18 protein-coding genes are annotated in these 20501 nt (G+C 59.6%); 6 read left to right on the plus strand and 12 right to left on the minus strand.

Annotated elements, in window-relative coordinates; translation table 11 throughout:
- Position 1: 1 nt before the first annotated feature.
- The 5 genes from rfbB to B0I08_RS16845 all read right to left on the minus strand — a co-directional run bounded on the left by rfbB (position 2) and on the right by B0I08_RS16845 (position 5830).
- The gene (gene rfbB, locus B0I08_RS16825; RefSeq protein WP_106214985.1) at positions 2-1000 is read right to left on the minus strand and encodes a dTDP-glucose 4,6-dehydratase; all 999 of its coding nucleotides are present in this window, start codon (positions 998-1000) and stop codon (positions 2-4) included.
- 70 nt (positions 1001-1070) lie between these two features.
- Entirely contained in the window at positions 1071-2381 is a 1311-nt protein-coding gene (locus B0I08_RS16830) for a UDP-glucose dehydrogenase family protein (RefSeq protein ID WP_106214987.1), read from the minus strand.
- Between the two features lie 112 nt (positions 2382-2493).
- The gene (locus tag B0I08_RS16835) at positions 2494-3468 is read right to left on the minus strand and encodes a GDP-L-fucose synthase family protein (RefSeq protein ID WP_106214989.1); all 975 of its coding nucleotides are present in this window, start codon (positions 3466-3468) and stop codon (positions 2494-2496) included.
- 34 nt (positions 3469-3502) lie between these two features.
- The gene (gene gmd / locus B0I08_RS16840) at positions 3503-4558 is read right to left on the minus strand and encodes a GDP-mannose 4,6-dehydratase (protein ID WP_106214991.1); all 1056 of its coding nucleotides are present in this window, start codon (positions 4556-4558) and stop codon (positions 3503-3505) included.
- Positions 4559-4591: 33 nt separating this feature from the next.
- On the minus strand, positions 4592-5830 hold the full coding sequence (locus B0I08_RS16845) for a glycosyltransferase (protein ID WP_106214992.1): 1239 nt from the start codon (positions 5828-5830) through the stop codon (positions 4592-4594).
- Between the two features lie 62 nt (positions 5831-5892).
- On the opposite strand from B0I08_RS16845, the gene B0I08_RS16850 reads away from it, so the two are divergent.
- From B0I08_RS16850 to B0I08_RS18340, 4 genes are all read left to right on the plus strand, one after another.
- Positions 5893-6486: an LbetaH domain-containing protein gene (locus B0I08_RS16850; protein ID WP_106215071.1), complete on the plus strand. Its 594-nt coding sequence runs from the start codon at positions 5893-5895 to the stop codon at positions 6484-6486.
- Positions 6487-6862: 376 nt separating this feature from the next.
- On the plus strand, positions 6863-7984 hold the full coding sequence (locus B0I08_RS16855) for a hypothetical protein (protein WP_106214994.1): 1122 nt from the start codon (positions 6863-6865) through the stop codon (positions 7982-7984).
- 62 nt (positions 7985-8046) lie between these two features.
- Positions 8047-8937, plus strand: a complete 891-nt coding sequence (locus tag B0I08_RS16860) for a beta-1,6-N-acetylglucosaminyltransferase (protein WP_106214996.1) — start codon at positions 8047-8049, stop codon at positions 8935-8937.
- A gap of 183 nt (positions 8938-9120) precedes the next feature.
- Complete coding sequence (locus B0I08_RS18340; RefSeq protein ID WP_425433017.1) at positions 9121-9495, plus strand: acyltransferase; 375 nt, start codon at positions 9121-9123, stop codon at positions 9493-9495.
- Here B0I08_RS18340 and B0I08_RS16870 read toward each other — a convergent pair.
- The 6 genes from B0I08_RS16870 to mqo form a co-directional block, all read right to left on the minus strand.
- Positions 9473-10645: an O-antigen ligase family protein gene (locus B0I08_RS16870; RefSeq protein ID WP_106214999.1), complete on the minus strand. Its 1173-nt coding sequence runs from the start codon at positions 10643-10645 to the stop codon at positions 9473-9475. The genes B0I08_RS18340 and B0I08_RS16870 overlap by 23 nt on opposite strands.
- Positions 10646-10988: 343 nt before the next feature.
- Positions 10989-11669 carry a glycosyltransferase gene (locus tag B0I08_RS18345; protein WP_219905704.1) on the minus strand — a complete coding sequence of 227 codons (681 nt, stop codon included), beginning with the start codon at positions 11667-11669 and terminating at the stop codon, positions 10989-10991.
- A 410-nt stretch (positions 11670-12079) separates the two neighbouring features.
- Positions 12080-13213: a glycosyltransferase gene (locus tag B0I08_RS16880; protein ID WP_181243472.1), complete on the minus strand. Its 1134-nt coding sequence runs from the start codon at positions 13211-13213 to the stop codon at positions 12080-12082.
- 49 nt (positions 13214-13262) lie between these two features.
- Entirely contained in the window at positions 13263-14114 is an 852-nt protein-coding gene (locus B0I08_RS16885; protein ID WP_106215005.1) for a glycosyltransferase family 2 protein, read from the minus strand.
- Positions 14115-14498: 384 nt separating this feature from the next.
- On the minus strand, positions 14499-15977 hold the full coding sequence (locus tag B0I08_RS16890; protein WP_106215007.1) for a tyrosine-protein kinase domain-containing protein: 1479 nt from the start codon (positions 15975-15977) through the stop codon (positions 14499-14501).
- Positions 15978-16290: 313 nt separating this feature from the next.
- Positions 16291-17757 (minus strand): malate dehydrogenase (quinone), encoded by a 1467-nt coding sequence (gene mqo, locus B0I08_RS16900; RefSeq protein WP_245884876.1) that lies wholly within the window; start codon positions 17755-17757, stop codon positions 16291-16293.
- Between the two features lie 429 nt (positions 17758-18186).
- Between mqo and B0I08_RS16905 the strand changes: the two genes are divergently transcribed.
- Positions 18187-18381 (plus strand): hypothetical protein, encoded by a 195-nt coding sequence (locus B0I08_RS16905; RefSeq protein WP_146134466.1) that lies wholly within the window; start codon positions 18187-18189, stop codon positions 18379-18381.
- Between the two features lie 111 nt (positions 18382-18492).
- Entirely contained in the window at positions 18493-19737 is a 1245-nt protein-coding gene (locus B0I08_RS16910) for a hypothetical protein (RefSeq protein WP_181243473.1), read from the plus strand.
- Here B0I08_RS16910 and B0I08_RS16915 read toward each other — a convergent pair whose 3' ends face one another.
- The gene (locus B0I08_RS16915) at positions 19738-20499 is read right to left on the minus strand and encodes a signal peptidase I (protein ID WP_106215017.1); all 762 of its coding nucleotides are present in this window, start codon (positions 20497-20499) and stop codon (positions 19738-19740) included. It lies immediately after the preceding gene.
- Positions 20500-20501: the final 2 nt, after the last annotated feature.

Raw genomic sequence — 20501 nt, forward strand, 5'->3', positions numbered from 1 at the left:
GTTACTGTCCCTGCGTCGCGTAACGGGCTTCGGTGGCGGCTTTCTGCGGGCCCCACCACGATTCATTGTCGCGGTACCACTCGATGGTCGCCGACAAGCCGCCTTCGAAGTCGGAGAACTGGGGCATCCAGCCCAGTTCCGTTCTGAGTTTGGTCGAGTCGATCGCGTAGCGCATGTCGTGTCCGGGACGATCTACGACGTGGTCGTAGGCGTCAGTCGGCTGACCGAGCTGGGCAAGGATCATTTCAACGACGTCTTTGTTGTTCTTTTCACCATCGGCTCCGATCAAGTACGTCTCCCCTATGGCTCCCTTGTCGAGGATCGCCAGGACGGCGGACGAGTGATCGTTCGCGTGGATCCAGTCGCGAACGTTCTCGCCTGAGCCGTAGAGCTTCGGTCGCACGCCGGTCAGCACGTTGGTGATCTGGCGCGGGATGAACTTTTCGACGTGCTGGTAGGGGCCGTAGTTGTTGGAGCAGTTGCTGATCGTCGCCTTCACACCAAACGAGCGCACCCAAGCCCGGACGAGGAGGTCAGAGCCCGCCTTTGTGGACGAGTACGGGCTGGAGGGGTTGTACGGGGTTTCCTCGGTGAACCGCTGAGGATCGTCCAGCTCGAGATCCCCGTAGACCTCGTCCGTCGAGATGTGGTGGAACCGAGTGTCGTGACGCCGAGCAGCTTCGAGGAGTGTGTACGTGCCGATGATGTTGGTCTCGAGGAACGGACGCGGGTCATGTAGCGAGTTGTCGTTGTGTGACTCAGCTGCGTAGTGGACCACCTGGTCGTGCGACGCAAACAGCGAGTCGACAAGCGCGGCATCCCGTATATCGCCCTCAACAAGGTTCAATCGATCCTCGGAAAGTCCCTCTAGTGAGGCCTTGTTACCCGCATAGGTCAGGCTGTCGAGCACAGTCACGTTGTGCTCGGTGTTCTCCAGAACGTAGTGAACGAAGTTTGACCCTATGAAGCCGGCACCGCCAGTGACCAAGATGGAACTCATGACGCCAATTTCTCCGCTCGGTAGGTAACAACAACTACCTACCGTAGCGGAGTTGATTTTGAATGCCGTCTTACGGGCGGCCCATCCCCTGATATGTCCAACCAGCGGCGCGCCACGCTACGGGGTCGAGACAGTTGCGACCGTCGATGATGACGCTGCCGGAAGTCGCTGCCAGAACCTCGGCCGGATCCAAAGCACGGAACTCTTTCCATTCGGTGACAACCACCACGACATCAGCCTCGGTCAGGGCTTCATTCACGTCTTCGGTGAACGTCAGCTGCGGATGCAGGCGGCGCGAATTCGCGATGGCTTCTGGGTCCGTTGCGATGACGTTCGCGCCGAGGCCGTGGAGCCGAACCGCGACATCCAGCGCCGGCGAGTCACGCACGTCATCCGACATCGGTTTGAAAGCTAGCCCGAGTACGGCCACCTTCTTCAGGAACACGTTGCCGCCGAGCGCGTCGACCACCATCTGCACCAGACGATCGCGCTGGCGGAGATTGATGGCGTCGACCTCCTTCAAAAAAGTAACGGAATCCCCGCGGCCGAGCTCTTCTGCTCGGGCGGAGAAGGCCCGTATGTCCTTCGGGAGGCAACCCCCACCGAAGCCGACTCCGGCGTTCAGAAAGCGACGGCCGATGCGAGCGTCGAAGCCGATCGCGTCAGCGAGCTGGGTGACGTCTGCTCCCGAGGCGTCGGCGATTTCAGCCATGGCGTTGATGAAGGAGATCTTCGTAGCAAGGAAGGCGTTGGCCGAGACTTTGACGAGCTCCGCGGTCGCGTAATCGGTGACCACGAGCGGGGTGTCTCGGGCGATCGCTGCAGCATAAACCGCGTTCAGCGTCTCTTTTGCGCGAACACCAGCATCGCCGCCGGGTACGCCGTAGACCAATCGGTCGGGCTCAATCGTGTCCTTGACCGCGAATCCTTCGCGGAGAAACTCAGGATTCCACGCAAGCGTCGCTCCCGATTGTGCCTCTACCCTTGCGGCTAACCGCTCTGCGGTTCCCACCGGAACCGTTGACTTACCAACTACGAGATCGCCGTCTGAGAGATGCGGGATGAGCGCGTCGATAGCTGCGTCCACGTACGTCAAGTCTGCGGCGTATTCCCCCTTGCGTTGCGGAGTACCGACGCCGATGAAGTGAACCGACGCACCGCTGGCGTCCGCGATGTCAGTCGAGAAGCGAAGACGCCCGCTCGCAATCGCCTTCGTAAGGATCTCCGGAAGGCCGGGTTCGAAGAAGGGAGCCTTGCCCTCGCTCAGCAAGGCAATTTTCGCGGGGTCGACATCGATGCCGACCACCTCATGGCCGAGCTCCACCATGCTCGCCGCGTGGACTGCGCCCAAGTAGCCGCAACCGATAACTGAAAGCTTCAATTGATAATCCCCTTGTTTTCAAAATCACGACTCGCACACAGCTCGACTTCGGCGCGCGAAGCTACGGAACCGGTACATGACCCCGGCGCACGTCCAGTGCGCCGCGAGTCATCTACTCACGAAGCGTGTCAACGTGAGCGCGATACCAATCGACTGTAGAGGTGATGCCATCCTTCAGGTCGATCTGAGACGTCCACCCAGCATCGGCAAGTTTGCTCACATCGAGGAGCTTCTGCGGGGTTCCGTCGGGCTTAGTCGTATCCCATAAGGTCTCGCCGGTGTACCCAACGACGTCAGCGACCGTCTCTGCGATCTCCTTGATCGTTACGTCACTGCCCGTACCAACGTTGACCTGAGCGGCGCCATCATAGTTCTCCATGAGGTGGAGCGACGCGGCCGCCATGTCGTCTACGTGCAGAAACTCACGTCGCGGCGAACCGGTGCCCCAGTTCGTGACCGAATCCGCTCCGCTGATTTTGGCTTCCTCGTAGCGACGGATGATTGCCGGCAGCACGTGGGAGCCTTTGGGAGAGAAGTTGTCGCCGGGGCCATAGAGGTTTGTCGGCATGGCCGAGATCCAGGGCAGCCCGTACTGACGGCGCACGGACTGAATGTGCAGAATCCCCGCGATCTTTGCGATCGCGTAGGCGTCATTCGTTGACTCGAGGTGACCTGTGAGTAGGTATTCCTCTTTGATCGGTTGCGGGGCTAGCGCCGGATAGATACACGACGAACCGAGGAACAGCACCCGCTCTACCCCCGCCTCGAGTGCAGCATCCAAAACGTTCACCTGCATCTGCAGGTTGTCGGTCAGGAAGTCGACAGGATACGTATTGTTTGCGAGGATTCCACCGACCTTCGCAGCCGCGAGCACGAGGTACTTCGGCTTATGCCCGGTGACGTAGTCGAAGACGGCCGGACGGTCCTTGAGGTCGACCTCCGAATGTGTAGCACCAATGAGGTTGGTAAAACCCTCGGATTCCAGCTTGCGCCAGATCGCGGACCCAACTAGTCCCCGATGTCCCGCGACGTAGAATGTCGCATCGCGGTCGAGTGGTCCTGGAGTGAAGCTTGTCTGATCGGTCACGATGTCGATCTATTCCTCTGCGATGGACGACGGGCTAGGAGAGGGATCCTGCGAGTGACGAGTCGGACGTCCAGCTCGCCAGATTCACTTTGTCGATCCACGGTGTTCCTGAGTTCGCAAGCGCCTCGATGTCGGCGTCCACCATAATTCGCGCAAGTTCCGCGGTGTCGACGACCGGAACCCATCCCAGCTTGTCCGCTGCTTTCGACGCGTCGCCAACCAACGCGTCAACCTCCGTCGGACGAAGGTAGCGCTCGTCGAATTTAACGTGCTTCTCCCAGTCGAGGCCGGCGCGATCGAAAGAAACCTGCACGAAGTCGCGCACGGTGAAATTGCCGCCAGTTGCCAGGACGAAGTCGTCGGGCTCGTCGACCTGCAACATGCGCCACATTCCCTCGACATACTCGGCTGCGTATCCCCAGTCGCGAATCGAGTCGAGGTTGCCGAGGTAGACGTGGTCCTGCTGCCCGGCCTTGATAGCTGCGACGGCGCGAGTGATTTTGCGGGTGACAAAGGTCTCACCGCGACGAGGCGACTCGTGGTTGAACAAGATGCCGTTGACCGCGAACATGTCGTATGCCTCGCGATAATTCTTGGTCACCCAGTAGCTGTAGACCTTGGCCGCGCCGTACGGAGAACGCGGGTAGAAAGGCGTGTCCTCGTTCTGCGGAGGCGGCGTGGCGCCGAACATCTCCGATGACGATGCCTGGTAAAAGCGCGTGTTGATGCCCGACATCCGAACCGCCTCAAGCATCCGCATGGTACCTACACCAGTGGTGTCTCCGGTGTGCTCGGGCTCATCAAACGACACCCTGACGTGCGACTGCGCTCCAAGGTTGTAGACCTCGTCGGGATTGATCTCGCTTAGGAGGCTCACAAGACGAGCGCCGTCGCTGAGGTCGCCATAGTGCAGGAACATCTTCGCGTCAGGATCGTGGGCATCGACGTACAGGTGATCGATGCGGGCAGTGTTGAAAGTCGAGGCTCGACGGATGAGGCCGTGGACCTCGTAGCCCTTACCGAGCAGCAGCTCCGCGAGGTAGGAGCCATCCTGGCCAGTGATTCCAGTTATAAAAGCGCGCTTTGTCATATATTCCCCCGAATAGACGGACGGGGCGCAGGCCTAGAGGCCGCGCTTCCCTGCCAGGCTGTTAATGATCTCAGCATAGTGAGAAACCGCGGCGTCCGAGGACAGTACTTGTCGTTGGAACCGTGCACCGTTGGCACCGAACGTGTCGGCCGACCCTGCATCTCGCCCCAAACTCAGCGACGCGTCAAGGAGCGCCTGCGGGTCGCCGGCGTTGACTCGGACCCCTGCTTCAGCTCGCTCTATTTCTTCCGCCGTGATCGACCCGGCATCCGTCGCCACGATTACGGGACGAGACGCCGCGAAATATGACGTCAGTTTGCTGGGCACAGCCATCTCCGTAACTCCAGGCTTCTCGTTCACGAGCAAGATGTCCGCCGCGGCCATAGCTCCCTGAAAATCCTCATCCCCTAGTGAGTCCATGAACTCTAGCCGCACGACCCCCTGGGCATGGCGCATCAGCGCTTCACGTCGATTGCCATTACCCAAGAGGACGAATTTCACCGCCGATTCCGAGTTGTCCGCGAGCCTCGCTGCCTCGACGACGTTCTCAAGAGCTTGTTTCGCTCCCATATTTCCTGCATGGAGTACAACGATCTCGTCACCCCACTTGAACTTTTTGCGATAGGCGGCGCGATCGATCACGAATGGCTTCAGATGAGTCCAATTCCGCACGACCTCAACCCGGTCCTCTTGGACATCAAGCTTTGAAACCATGTATCGCTTGAACCTGTCATGGATAGCCACAACTGCGTCTGCGCCTCGAAGCACCCTGGATTCAATGCCCGTCATGACCCGCGCGCCTGCGCCACCCAGCGCGCCCGTTTCTGTAACTCCGAGGCTGTAGAGATCCTGAACCCACACGATCACAGCAGGCCTCCGTCGGGACAGACGTGCTTTAAAGAGCGCGAAGGCGACAGCAAATAATGCTGGGCTTACGAGGATCACCACGTCCGGCATCCCCCACGCGGCGAACATCGATCGAATCCCGAACCAGACCTCGAGAGCCATCCGCCGGACACCGGATGGATTTGGCGGCATGTACGGTCGCAACCGCGTGAGATCGACTCCCTCGACGGTTTCGCGGATCGTGCGCCCCTCGTAGCCTTCGGAGATCTTCCACGCCGGGTAATGCGGAAACGCCGTGACTGCCTTCACAGACCATCCACGCGCGGCCAACCCAACAGCGAGTCCTGCAGTATAGGGCGCGATACCCGTCGGTTCTGGTGCGTAATTCAGCCCAACGATAGTTACGCGTGGATCGGTTTGTGCCATTTTTTGTTACCCCCGTCTGCGACAATAGCGTTTGTTGCTATTCGATGCATTCGGGGGAATTCATGGCACAGGACAACCAGTTCAATTTTGTTAGGGACGCCCGGATTCCGATCATCAATCTCCAGGATGCGCCCGGCGAGCATCAGGCGTGGGATCGCCCGAAGCGAGCGATCTATCTGTGGGCAATCTTTGAGCTGCTCTTCATCCACAACCCTTGGCAGATCAGCTCATCACTCCGCGTTCGCATTCTCCGGTTGTTCGGCGCGGAGATCGGTGAGGGAGTTATCTTCCGCCCTCGCACGCGGGTCAAGTTCCCTTGGAAGCTACACATCGGCGATCGCAGTTGGATTGGCGAGGGGGTCTGGTTTCACAACCAAGATCACGTTTTCATCGGAAATGACGTCGTAATATCGCAAGAGACCTTCCTAACGACCGGAAGCCATGCTCACCGACGCGACATGGCTCTCGTGACCCGGCCAATCCACATTTCTCCTGGCGTTTGGATAACGGCGCGGTGCATAGTGCTGGGCGGCGCGTCGATTGGCCAGTCCGCACTCGTCATGCCAATGTCCGTGGTGAAAGGAGACGTTGACGCGAACACAGTAGTTGCGGGCGAGGACGCTCACTTTGTCGCGACGCGTTTTGACCTTTCTTGAATATGTCTTCCGCCGAAGTTGATTTGACTCGAGGCGCTCCGTTGAGAGATTTCGATACTCATGAGCTGGCTCCGGCGACAATTGCGAAGCGCGATCGCCAACCGTACCTATACTCAACGGATAACAGCAGGTGCATTATGGGGGCGACAGCATCGACAGTTCCAGGAGTCATGGCTACAACGCTTCTCAGGACGAGTGGACTAGTTAATCGGATGCTTGCCTACACATATTGGTCACTTGACCGTGATCGCATGAACCCATCGGGCAGTCGTAAATGAAGCGTGTGTCTCGGAAACTTCTGAAATTCGCTAGATCAGCAGCGGGCTCTCCTCTAACGCTGTCTCAGGCGTTCACGTCAGCAGCCGGGGCGCTGAGTATGATTATCGCCGCCGCGAGTATGCAAAGTTCGGGACTCACTCTGTTCGCGTTGCTCACCTTGGTAGCGGGCGTTGCACTCGGGCTAAACCGAGCGGCACTTCTTCAACCAGCGTTGCTTTACCAGCGACGGGAATCGTTGGCACTCGTCCCATTTCGCTACGCGATGGTGAGCACAATGCTTGGAGTTGCGCTCATCGGAGCGTCGTCGATTCCACTTGGAGTGCATAACGCGTCTGAGATTGGTCTGCTTGCAATCAGTTCAGGCTTCCCACTCCTTGCCGACTGGGCGCGATTCCGACGTATTGCGGCCGACCAGAGGTGGCGAGTCGCGTTCGCAGACGCCATACGGCTTGCACTGGTCGTTGCGGCCATCCCGTTCTGGTCGTTGACGCAGGACGCCATCGCCTTTCAGGTCTATTTGTCATCTTCATCGGCGGTGTCGCTTATCTGCCTCCTCTGGGGATTCGCCCCAATCAGGCTCTGGACGCCGTACAAGTCGTACGCCAAGGCCGCCCGTCTACAAGTTGTGGATTTCCTTGTCGGGCAGGTCAACTCGACTCTCCCGCTCTTCGTACTAGGCGCACTGGGCCCGTCGACGCTGATAGCCGGCGTCCGACTTGCGCAGACCCTATTTGGCCCTCTGAACCTCGTCGCGTCTGCGAGCGTAATGCATCTGTTAGCTGACGGAGCAACTCGCGATAGCCATTCGACGGACACCGCATTGATCAAAGCTGGACGGCGCTTGAGCGCGAGCCTGGGGGCAACATCTGCTGCCTATCTCTTATGCGCTGCAGTGATTGCCTCACTCCCGTTCGCGGAGTTCTCCGCGGTCAGTGCAGACACGTTCACGTTGGCCATATTTCTTGTTGGCTCTGTCGCACTCGTTTCAGGATGGTCAGGCATCCATTCGATAATCCTGAGGCTGCTCAATGAGCAAGTTGTTGCGACGCTGGGAAGAGTAGTTTTGGTCGTCGGATCGCTAACCGGATTCTCGATCGGGTTTGTGTTCGGCGGGGTGGACGCGAGTATCGTCTCTGGTTTCCTCACGTCGGTCGTGCTCTACCCGATCGTGTTCATTGTTCCCGCCGAAATTATATATAGAAAGCGGCTGAAGCTTTAGTCGAGTCCCGTACACGAGCCCACCGCGAACACAATCCTCAGGACCCAAACAGAGAGACCGCAGTGATCGCCTTCTTGATACTCGCCCATACAGATCCTGTGCACCTGCGCCGGTTGGTTCATGCGCTGCAACCCCACGACGTTTTCGTACACGTGGATGCCAAGACGAATATGGATTCGTCCTGGGACGGAATCGATGCGACGTTTGTGGAAAACCGTGTTCCGGTCTACTGGGCCGGCTTTTCCATGGTCGAAGCGACCAAGCTCCTTCTTCGTGCGAGTCTTGACAAGGGCATCGAATACGAACGGCTGGTTCTCATCTCGGGATCCTGTTACCCGATAAAACCCATGGCCGAGCTCAGCGCGCTCTTTGCTCAGGACCCGGAGCTTAACTACATCCGCTACGTCTCGATGGAGAACGCGGGCCATCTCCCCACCCTGATCGACCGGAGGTACTTCCGTGACGGGATCCTGCCTGCGAATTTGACAGCACGATATGAACCGCTTCGACGTCTCGAACGATTTACGCGAAAGGTGATCGAGACTGCTGCGCGACCACTGCGACATCCACGCCTTCGCCACTTCACGCCTTTCCACGGGAGTGCCTACTGGGCCATTACCCGCGAATGTGCCAGCTGGGTGATGGATGTAGTTGATTCGCCCTTTGGCAAGGAACTCGATGGTTATTACCGTCGAGTCTTCGCTAGTGATGAGCAATACTTTCATTCGATTGTAGGAAACTCGCCGTTCGCTAGCAACGCGACAGGCATCATGCCTTATGAAGGCAGAGGAACCTACAGAGCGGCCAACTTGCACCTAATTGATCCCACGCTCGCGAAATGGTTTGAGATATCCGACCTCGAGCGGATATCAGAGTCGAAAAAGTACTTCGTTCGCAAAGTTCGGACTGGAGACTCGACAACTCTGCTCGACACCATTGACGAATCGTTCTGAGATCGTAGCGTCGCGCATTCTTCGTCCTGAACTAACGTCTTTCCGAGAGCAGGCATCAACTTGAAACGAAAATTCGCCAGAGATATCATCATCGCTGTCGCTGCAGCGAGACTCACTCCTCACCGTTACCGAGCTGCGCTGCTCAGACGGGCCGGTGCAACAATCGGGCCCCGCGCCCTCTTCATGGAGGGCGTTTCGATCTCTCGCGACGGCGCAATAAGGATCGGTGAGAACGTCTTTGTGAACAGCTTCTGCTACTTCGACGCTGCGGAATCGATTTCAGTGGGCGACGGCACCCGTATTGGCGACCATGTGCGGCTGGTCACGTCTACGCACTCTCTCGGAGGACCGGACCAACGCGCCGGGGCGGGTATTTCCTCGCCCATCAGTATCGGTCGAGGAGTCTGGTTGGGAAGCAGCGTCGTAGTCTTGCCAGGCGTCACGATCGGCGACGGTTGTGTCATTGCGGCAGGGGCAGTTGTAACCAGGTCAACGGCCCAGAACGGTCTTTACGCAGGAGTTCCAGCCAAGCGGATCAAGGACTTGCCCGGCGGCTGACGTCCGCCTCCGAGAACCCTCTGTCAGCCAAGAGGGAAGCCGCGATGAGAATCGGCCAAAATATAAAGCGCTCGCTCACTCCGTTGTTCAAGAAACCGAACACGAGAACGCTCAGCGCCGAGAGCAAGAAGAGACTCCGTGCCGGCCCCCGCTCGCCGCTTGCAATGGTCTTGGCTACCCTCGCGATGAAAACGTAATAAGCGAGGATAAGTGCGATGCCACCCGAAGAAGCTAAAACCAACGGCACCGCGACGCCGGCGCCGCCCCCGAACCCGCTGCCAACGAGGGGGTTCGCGGCGAACGAGCGAAACGCCTCATTAGCGAATTCGGTGCGACCCGCGTTACTCTGTGCGGTTCCCGCGTCGCCACTTAGACGAGTAGTAGAAAGGAAGGGCGCTACGAAAAGAATATACGCGGGTATCGACAGTAATCCCACGGGCGCCAACGCCCATCGCGACCGAGTGGAATTGATGAGGATGAGCCCAGTAGCGATCAAAGCGCAATAGCCGACAACCAAACCCGCCCGCGAATCCGCTAAGTACAGGGATACTGCGCAAACGACGACCACGCCCAGCCACAGAAGTGCGCCCAACTTAGTGTGTGACCGACTCACGAGATACCCGAGGACGGGAATGGCCAGAGTCAATGAAAAAGCCAGGGAGTTTGGATGAAAAGCGAGACCTGTCGCTCGCTCGCCCGTAGAGCGCGAGATCACAACGGAAAAATCTGTGAGGCCAACTAGGTCAGTAATCGCGGCCAGACCCGCGAGCGCGACCCCAAATGCCCAAAACCGGAGCACACGCACGGTTTGATTGGCGCCAAACGTATCCCCTTCGCTGGACACGAGGGTGGCGACAACCGTCATGGATAAGAATAGTCGAAGCACGAATGTCAGGCCGTCCGCCGCCCCGTCGCTACCTAGAAAGATCGTACCCACGCCGAGTACCACTAGCGCGATTAGCGGCGGCGCAAAATACCAGAGAGGTATTCGCAGGCGGCGAAATCCAAGCCCGGACTGAACCAGAAATACCAAAAGAGCCAGCGCTAGAAGCACGTCGCTTAATCCCACCTCGGCGTAGCGAACGCCGGTCCAGGAGGACGTAAGGGCCGCGGCTAACACAAAACTTGAGCCGAGGTTGCGCGTCGACATCGCTCCCGCATTTCGTCGGCCATACGACGACCGGGCGCTCTCCTGGACGGCAATATTGTGCCTCGGAAGCGCACGATCGTCGCGCGTGTTGCCGAAAGGAGTCCGATTATCCACGACAGGTCCTCAGGAGGCGAGAGGCCGACCAACGATTGTTGGAACGGTTTAGCGGTCCAAGATGCCAAATTGTTCTCCGTCTCGGCGAACTTTTCGAAGCACCGAGCTTCCGAACACACAAGATTCCAGTACGAGCGATCTTTTCTGTGCCAGATCTCACATGCAGTTTTCCGGCCATAGAGGCACGCTCGACCTCCGCACGTAAACCGGACATTCCACTTGTTCGCAACTATCCACGCTCCGTCAATGCGGACCGAACTACACCCGAAAAGGCTTTCGCGACTGAGGTCACAGTTGGCACATCTTGACGCAATTTCCGATCCTCGGGCGACGGGAGGGCTGCCATCAACGCAATCGATCTAGCTGCGAACTCCCGACTATTTTCGGGGAGGAAAGCGACTTCATCATCGGTGAGGAGCTCGATTTCCGGCGCATGAAACGGGAAGGGCGTTGTGTGAACCGGCAAACCCATCGCGACGGCGTCCACGGCCGCCAGGCCGACTCGCCCCGGCATCCACATGACGTCGGCAATTGAGCCGAGTTGACCCAGCCCCTCACCGCGCGCTTCCAAGATACGATCGATCGGCACTCCCTGTGCGATCGCTTCGTCCACGTCGGCGGACAGAATGCCCTTGCCGACTACAATGAGCTTGAAGTTCGGGCTAATTCGTGCCGCTTCCCGCGCAGCCTCGATCAAGAAATGAATCTTTTTGCTCGGGTCCAGTCCGCCGACATAGAGTGCTCGCGGCTCGTCGCTCGGACTCCTGTGGGGTCGCTGATCGCGGACCGCGGCGAGGAAGCCAGTGCGGATCGGTTCAGTATCCGTGCTGTTGCCGATCGCTGTAACCTTTGCGCCGTCAAATCGTCCCTTGTCGATTAGGTATCTCCTTCCACCCTCCGTGTACGTCATCAAATGAGTAGCGCGTCGGGCTAGGGCCCACTCAAGGCGATCGCCCAGTCCACTTGCGGGATCGACGTAGGCCTTCCCATGCCCCCACAAAACAAGCGGAGTCGATCGAAAAGACGACTGCCAGGCGAACTGATTGATCGCTTGTAGTTCGGAAACAATAACATCGGGTCGCGGAAGTCCGTGCGGCATTCGTCGCCAATCGATGTTCCTACCGAGGACCCTGTATATGGATGAGGAGTACCGCACGCTCCAACTAGCATCAGCCTCATCTGCCCGAAGCGCCTGCGCACCACTGGCGGAACCAACCGCCACTGTCATCGTCACGTCCTCTAGCGCAAGTTCGGCTCGTATAGCTTCGAAAAGCGGTATTCGATAGGCCGGCAGGTAGGGTTGCGTGATCAAGAGATGAGTCATCTTGGAGTTCCCCCTTGACGTTTTGGCCATGAATCGGCCAGAACCGATTGGTACAGCGAGACGGCATCTGTGCTCGCTTCGTCCCACGTAAATCGTCTACGAGCAAGGCTCTGACCCGCTTGAGAAATCTTGTTCCGGTAGTGATCGTCGTCAAGCAAACGCGCGACCTTCCGCGCAATGTCATCGGGGTCGAGGTCGATGATCACCGCGCCTCCCGCGCGCTCTGCCTCATGGGCAATCCCAACATGCTTGCTGCACGCGACTGCGCATCCAACTGCAAGGGCTTCAGCCACGGCCATCCCAAAGCTCTCGTCTTCGCTCGCCAGAACAAAGACGGAGGCGCGACTCAACAGCGATGCCCTCGCCGCACTATCGACTTGTCCGAGGAAACGCACACGATGACCAACACCGAGCTCAACAGCGAGTGCTTGAGGGTCGTATTGGAGGCGGGTGTCCACCGGCCCTGCGATAACTAACTCGGCATGCTCAGGCATGGCCGCGTGACTCATCGCTCGAATCAGTAGATCTACCCTCTTCTTCTCAGTCACGCGACCTAGAAAAAGAACCATCGATTGATCTCGATCTGCCGCTTCCAGCGACAATAAGTTGGGTGCCACGCCAAGCGTCATCCGAGTCGAGACCACACCAGGAAGGAAGCTACGGCCGTCACTCTCTTCCCGATCGCTGCTATAGACGACCGCAGCGAGACGCTTGAGCCCGAATCTATCGATCGTGCGCGTGTAGATTCTCTTTTTCCAGCCGCGCTGGCCGAGGTGATACCGGTCAAGCGCGCCGTGCGGCTCTAGCACGTACGGCACGCGCATGATGCGGCACAGGAGCATTGTGACCGTGGTGGGGAAGGTGTGGATGCTGTGAATGTGGACGATGTCAGCGTGGGAAATCATCTCACGAAGCGGAATTACCATGCCCGCGGAGAACGTCCAAGAAGGCAGAATCCGAGAACTGAACACACGAACATCCGACAACGACGCGAAGTCTTCATCAGACTCAAGCGCGCCCTTGTCGGTAGTCGCGACCTGCCACGACACATCTCGTTTCGACAGCGCGGGCAGCAGCCCACGCAATACTTCCGATGGACCACCCTCACGACGCGCAAAAGATGGCGACACGTGGAGGACCCTCATCGACTTGCCCCGGCGATCAGTCGCGGACCGGAGTTCACTGGCTTCCACCGTCACTTTGGCTGGTGGCTTCGCGAACCTTTAGCTCAATCTGCCAATAATAGAAGGCCAGCGCGAGGGCGTAGTCGAGTCCGGCACGACCATCGCGGAATCCGGCTCGGAGGATGAATGCGTACGCAAAGAATACGAGCGGTTTGAATGGCACCGAATCGAATAGCCTCCCCTGCCGCGACCGCCGAACAGCTACATCCGCGCGGACGCTTGCATGTGTTCGCAAGTACGCCTCCCAGTCGGAGTATCCATTGTGGCGGGTAAACCACGTCCGAACGGGATCCTTGTCGTCGTGGCGAATCGCGCCTTTCAGCCTCCGCGTCTCACCCGTCACAACCGGTTGGTAGTGCCCCTCGAGCTCGCCCATGCCGGGAGCCGCAAGATCATTCATGGTGGGGAAGGCAGCTCTGCGCTTATTCAGCAAAGCGCGCTTTACAACCCGGTGCCCGTATTTGAGGTCCCGTCCTGCGAACACATAGTCCAACGGAATGTCGTAACCATCGACGACGCCAGATTCCATTTCATGGACCGCGCTCCGAAGCTCTGAGATGAGTTCAGGAGTGGGGCTCTCATCAGCGTCCATGAACAGGACCCAATCGTGCTCCGTAGCAAGGTTTTCCAATTGCCACTGTTTCTTCTTCGGATAGGCGCCGTTCCAGGTAAATAGGAAGACTTTTGCGCCGTGCTCGACCGCGATTTCCCTGGTTCGGTCCGTGCTGTTCGAGTCGACGACAATGACTTCGTCAAAGTCTGTGAGCTGCGAAAGGCAGGCTCCAATTCCGACTTCTTCATTTTTTGTCTGAACGAGCACGGTAATTTGTAGCTTTTCTTTAACCATCGGTCAGAGCCCTTTCGACGAGAACGGAGTACACGTATGTGGGAGGGAGAAAGAGTGGTTCTGAAGAAAGAAGGCACTGCTGACGAGCAGGTCAGACCTGAACACAACTAAGTGGCGATTCCGCTTGCCGTTGGTCAACGAGGCAACCGCCCGCGCTCTCTGCGATTCCGGCACCGGGCGACGTTGAGCCAATAACCGCCAGCCCCATCGGCGAGCCTTCACTTTGGCCAACGTGACCGATGCGTCTAGCACAGCAGAAATAGGAACATTTACGCTGCGACCTCCACTGACTCCAGCCAATCGATCCACGCTTCCCCTAACATCGCGGCGATCTGTCGAGCCCAACCCCTTTGGGAACGACATACCCGATCTTGCTTTTGAACGTCAAACAGGCTTTACGTCAGCTCCCGGCATCTCAGCGTTTCCCCACTCAGGCGAAAGCCGTTTTCGCGGCTGCTCCGGCCCATCAGGGACCACTGTCGAGCTTTCCGGCGTCTGGGACGAGTAGCCGTAGCCGTAGCCGTAGCCACCGTAACCATAGGCATCAGGACCTTTCGTGGGCATCATCGTCATAATGACGCCCGCGACGCTTGCCCCGACGTTCTCGAGCGCAGCTATTGCACCCGCGAATTCACCCTTATGGGTACGCCCCGCAGCCACGACTACAAGCGCGCCGCTTGTGAGCTTGCTCACCAGCGCGGCGTCCGTCACCGGAAGCAAGGGTGGAAGGTCAATGATCACGACATCGAATTCAGACTCGAGCGTCCTAATGATTGAAGACATGGCTTTCGAACCGAGTAGTTCGCTTGGGTTTGGCGGTATCGCGCCGGCCGGAAGCACGACGAGATTCCCTCTGCCCCACGCCTGTAGCGCGTCCGCTAGCTCCACACGCGAGATCAACACGTCCGTCAGGCCTACCGCTCCCTCTAGTCCCATGTAAGACGCGATTTTTGGTCGCCGGAGATCCCCGTCAATTAGAACAACTTGTGCCCCGGAATCAGCCAATGCAATTGCCAGGTTTGCGGCGGTCGTCGTCTTTCCTTCGCTAGGTATAGACGATGTGATCACAAAGCTGCGCGCGCCCGACTCAACGTCGAGGAATTGAAGGTTCGTTCGGAGAGTTCGGAAGGCCTCGGCCCTCACACTATGTGGATCCTCCTGCACAATGAGTGGCTTTTGCACCGCGCGCGGGTCAAATCCGATACCCCCCACGATCGGAGCAGACGTGATTGCAGCTACATCGCGCTCGCCCCGGATGCGCGTATCGAGTACCTCGCGGAGAATCGCGAACGTCAACCCGAGGGCAAGCCCGACAAGCATGCCGAGAATCAAGTTCAGCCTGGTGTCGGGGGAGATCGGTGCCGTCGGCTCTGAAGCATCTCGCAGCACGCTCACCGAGACCTGAGAGGTGGGATTGGCGCCGGAAGACTCAGTAATCTCTCCTACAACCTGCCTGAAACTCGCGGTTACCGCGTTAGCTATCTGAGCGGCTTCGCCGGGTGAGTCACGCGTCACAGTAATGCGAATATTGACAGTCTCAAGAGGAGCCGACGCGATCACGTCCGCGGCAAGTGCATCGGCTGATTCACTGAGGTTTAATGTTTTGATGGCTGCGTCGAGGACTCGTGGAGTGCTGACTACTTCTGCGAAAGATGCAACCTGGCTTTGCACAAACGAACTACCTTGTGCCAAGTCGCCGATCGAACCACTCGATTGAACCTGCACGTAGACGAGCGTGTTCGCTTCATATCGCGGAGTCGAGACGAGCGTCGCCGCAGCGGCCACTGCCACCCCGAGCAGCACAGCAGCGACGATTGCCAACCAACGCTTACGCAAGATACGGACATAGTCGCGTAGCTCCACAGGTCACCCCTTTATGTTGAAACAGTGGCACGAGGCGAAGACGATCAATCTCGCGAGACTGCTGGCCCCCACCACTGTCTGGCAATCCCTTGCCGAGACCACGGTAGCAGGCCACGAGCGTGCATTGATGCTGCCTCCCCGGGAGCGACGAGAAGGATTGAATCTGATCCTCGATTTCGACGCGAACAGCCTTACCTTACTGATGCCTTGACCGCACGAAGCTGAGGCGCGCGAATCGCAGGATCTAATACGGCTCCTTGTAGCCGGAGCGATTCGGACGAGGCCCGGCTCGCAGCGAGGGGGAATCATCTACTCAAGCATCATCAGCCGGTGTATTTGTTGTCGAGTCCGCCGCTCCGAGTCCGAGGGTGCTTGCTGTGCGAGCTACCACGCCTTCCACATGCCCAGCCGGCGAACTGAGCTGGTCTCCAACCAAGGGAAACATCCTCGCAATTTGCGGCGTCCATTCCTCATACCGGTCCGCGAAGCACGCTTTCGTGAGCCCGAGCATGATTGGCACTGCGGTCGACGCCCCGGGCGATGCGCCGAGGAGTCCAGCGATGCTGCCGTCGGCCGCCGCAACGACTTCGGTACCGAATTGCAGCACTCCGCCCTTCTCCGCGTCCTTCTTGATTACCTGGACGCGCTGGCCTGCAGTTATTTGGTACCAGTCCGCAGGGTCGGCTCCCGGGTAGAACTCCTCAAGTGCTTCAAACTTGGTCTTCTTGCTCGCTGCGAGCTGCCCGACTAAGTACGACACGAGGCTGAGGTTACGGCCGCCGGCCTGGATCATCGGGATCAGGTTGTGCGGGCGAACTGACTTGATCAGGTCGAGCCAGGATCCCTGCTTCAGGAACTTGGGGCTGAACCCCGCGTAGGGTCCGAACATCAGGCTGGCCGTTCCGTCGACGACGCGGGTGTCGAGATGGGGCACCGACATGGGCGGAGAGCCGACTGAGGCCTTGCCGTATACCTTGGCGTTGTGACGTGCCACGATCTCGGGGTTGTCGGTGCGGAGGAACTCGCCACTGATGGGGAAGCCACCGAAACCGCGGATCTCAGGGATGCCCGCCTTCTGCAGCAGGTTGAGCGCGTTGCCGCCAGCGCCGACGAACACGAAGTTGGCGTTGACCGTGTGCGGCGTCACTCCAACTTCGTCGCGGAACTTGATCCGCCAGGAGCCGTCTTTCTGCTTGTCCAGCCCGGTGACCCGCTTCTCAAGGTTGAGGGTGGCACCGTTCTCAGTGAGGTACTTCATCATCATGCGCGTGAGGGCGCCGAAGTCGACGTCGGTGCCCGACTTGATGTGCGTCGCGGCAATCGGCTCGCTCTTCTTGCGCCCGGGAATGAGCAAGGGCGCCCACCCCCGGATGACAGAAGCGTCCTCGCTGTACTCCATACCGGCGAACAACGGATGATCCTTGAGTGCGTCGAATCGTGCGCGGAGGTACTTCACGTTGTCGGCGCCCCACACGAAGCTCATGTGCGGTGTCGAGCTGATGAACGCCTTCGGATCGGGCAGCGCTCCGGTCTCGACGAGGTGCGCCCAGAACTGGCGGGAAACCTGGAACTGCTCGTTCACCTTGACTGCACTCGTGATGTCGATGGAGCCGTCTGCGCGCTGCGGCGTGTAGTTGAGCTCGCAGAGAGCGGCGTGGCCGGTGCCGGCGTTGTTCCACGGGTTCGAGCTTTCGAGCGCGACCGCACCGAGCTTCTCGTAGATCTGGATGTCCCAGTCGGGCTCCAGCTGCTTGAGCAGGGTGCCGAGGGTTGCGCTCATGATTCCGCCGCCGATGAGGGCAACGTCGATGTTTTTGCTCACCCGGCGAGTTTACGCGGCCCGCACGAATGGTCACTGAGTGGAGCGAAACTCGACTCAGAGAAAGTCTTCATCTTCCGGAAATTTATGAGTCATACGACACCTGTAGTCTGCCGCCATGTCGTCACGGAAACGGTCCCGCTCGAGGCCCCCTCGCAAGCCCAACCTCACTCCTTGGTGGGCCGTGGCGGGGTTGCTCGTGCTCGCCGGCGTAACCCTTTTGCTCGTCGGACTTGCGATGGCCGGCTAACGCCAACCGCGCAGACCAACTCCGAACCAGCAGCGCCTGAAACAGACCGTGCTGGCTCAAGCGGTGCATAAACCTCCCGTGCTGGCACCAGCTGTGGATAACTTCAGCGCGGGATGGTGGGTGTGCGGGATGCTTGCGCGATGACATCCCGCAACGAATTTAACGCTCTTGACGCTCTTGACGCCAGCACCACAGTGATCAAGCCCGAGATTCAACTCGACTGTGAGTGCGGCGCCATGCTGGTGCCCGCTCCGTTCGTGGAGAACAACGCGATGCGCATCGCCTACAACTGCCCGAAACATGGGTTGATTCACGTGGTGAATCCGTTCGACTGAGTCCGCTCTGACTGGCTCCTGAGCCAGTTCCGGGAACACCCTGTTCCCTATACCCTACTGTGGACTTAACCAAACAGTCCCGGAGGCGCCCAAGTGGTTCGTATGAGCGCGGTGGCACTTCAGCCAGTCATGGCTCTGTGGCGCAAAAGAGCGCAAACTCGGCGGAACGAACTGCCCCGTCCGACGGACGGCACACACGTCGAGGCGCATGGTGAGAACTCCGACTGGATCCTTATCGTCGGCCATGGCCTCGCCCGCGGGTGGGGAGTGCGTTCGCACACGCTGGGCCTTCCCGGTCAGGTGGCCCGCGAATTGACGACGCTCACCGGGCGCGGCAGCGACATTGATGTGACCGTCGCCGACGACCATGCCGCCATCGCCCGCGTTGTCGCGAGCTCCGCGCAAGCGCGGTACCACGCGATCGTGGTGGTCAGCGGTGCAACCGACGCGGTGCACCTGCGCTCCCCCGCTTCGTGGCGCAGCTCAATGGCTGAGCTCGTGGACTCGGTTGCGGCGCAGGCGGTGGAGGGGGCGAGCGTGGTGATCACCGGCATCCCGCACCTTCGTTCTGTCGACCTTTTCGATTCCGCGATCCTGTGGGTGGCAGCCGAGCACGCGGCCAAGCTCAACGCCATTACCCGCGAACTGTGCGAGAACCGGCTTGGCGTCAGCTATGTCGAGCTGCCGTCCACGCTGCCTGCCTCGCAGCGGGACGAGCTGCGCGCGGCCGAAAACTACCGGATCTTCGGAGCCGCGATCGCGGCGAGCCTGCTGCCGCATCTTCGGCCCGCGGGATCCACCGAACCCGCGGAGGTAGCACTCCGGCGCGTTGATGGAGTTCCGCGCGGGCGCGCGGAAGCTGCGCGCCAGTCGGCCGTGGACTCCCTGCCTCCCCTCGAGGGAGCTGCGGCCACGGAGGTGCAGCGTTTGGTGGCCGCGGCGAAGGCTGTCTACAAGACGAGCTTTGCCGCGTTCACCCTGGTCGACGCCGACCTGCTGCACCACAAGGTCGGGTCGGGGATCAAACCGTCGTCGGTGCCACGGAGCGACTCGATCTGCACGATCGCGATGCACAACAGCGAGACGACGATCGTTGCGGATGTCATGCGGGATGCTCGCTTCCGGCATCTTCGCGGAGTGCGGTTTTACGCGGGGCATCCCATTGTGTCGGCCACGGGGCATCCCGTCGGCATGCTCTGCGTGGTCGACACGGAGCCGCGCGACGCCGCCTCCTTCGACACGACGATGCTGCGGGAGCTCGCGGCTGCTCTGCAGAAGCGGCTGTGGCTGGCGGCAGCGGACGGCCAGCCGAACAGCCAGCCGAACAACCAGTTAGACGGCTCGGCGAAGAAGTAGTTAGGCGGGCTCGCTGGCCACGGCGGAATCGGGTGCTCCGGAGCTGTCGCGAGCACCGGGGGTATCGCGAGCGCCGGGGGCATCGCTGATTACGGCGGCCAGGCTCGCGTCCGCCCGCCTCGTATTGGCGCGGCGCTTCTTGCTCGCAGCGACGAGACCGATCGTGATGGAGACCGCCGCGTAGAGCAGCATTGCGCCCGCCACGACGGGGATAATCACGGCCCGGTACGGCCCGTTGATGATCGTGCTCGCGTAGCCGACCACCGGAATCGAGTACCAGAGCCGTCCCTGGATCTGCTCGGCGATGACCGGCGGGTCCTCGGCATCGTTGTTATCGCCCTTGAAAGTAAAGGTGCGTTCGCCAGTGGTGGATGATGCGACCGCCGTCACCCGGTGCGTCACCACCGCTGGCTGGCCAGACTCAATCTGGTAGGTGACGACGTCACCGATCTGGATCGTGTTGGTATCGACCGGTTCGACGATAAGAAGGGTTCCCGGAGGCAGGCCCGGCTCCATCGAGCTGGTGAGCACGGTCAGCGGGGTCGCGCCGGTCACCTTCGGGATGATGACGGCAACGATCATGAGCGCGAGCACGATTCCGAAGAGTCCCATGCTGAGGCCGGTGCGGATCAGCTGCCAGACGGTTTTCTTGGCGGGCGGCTTGGGCTGCTTTCTAGCCGGTGCTCCGGCCGGCGCTTTCGCGAACGCTTTTGCTGGCTTGGCGGCGCGCTCCTTCGCGTGACTTCCCCCGTGCCTGCCCATGG

Origin of the sequence: Glaciihabitans tibetensis, from assembly GCF_003003265.1 — a bacterium.
In the GTDB taxonomy this organism is placed as follows: domain Bacteria; phylum Actinomycetota; class Actinomycetes; order Actinomycetales; family Microbacteriaceae; genus Glaciihabitans; species Glaciihabitans tibetensis.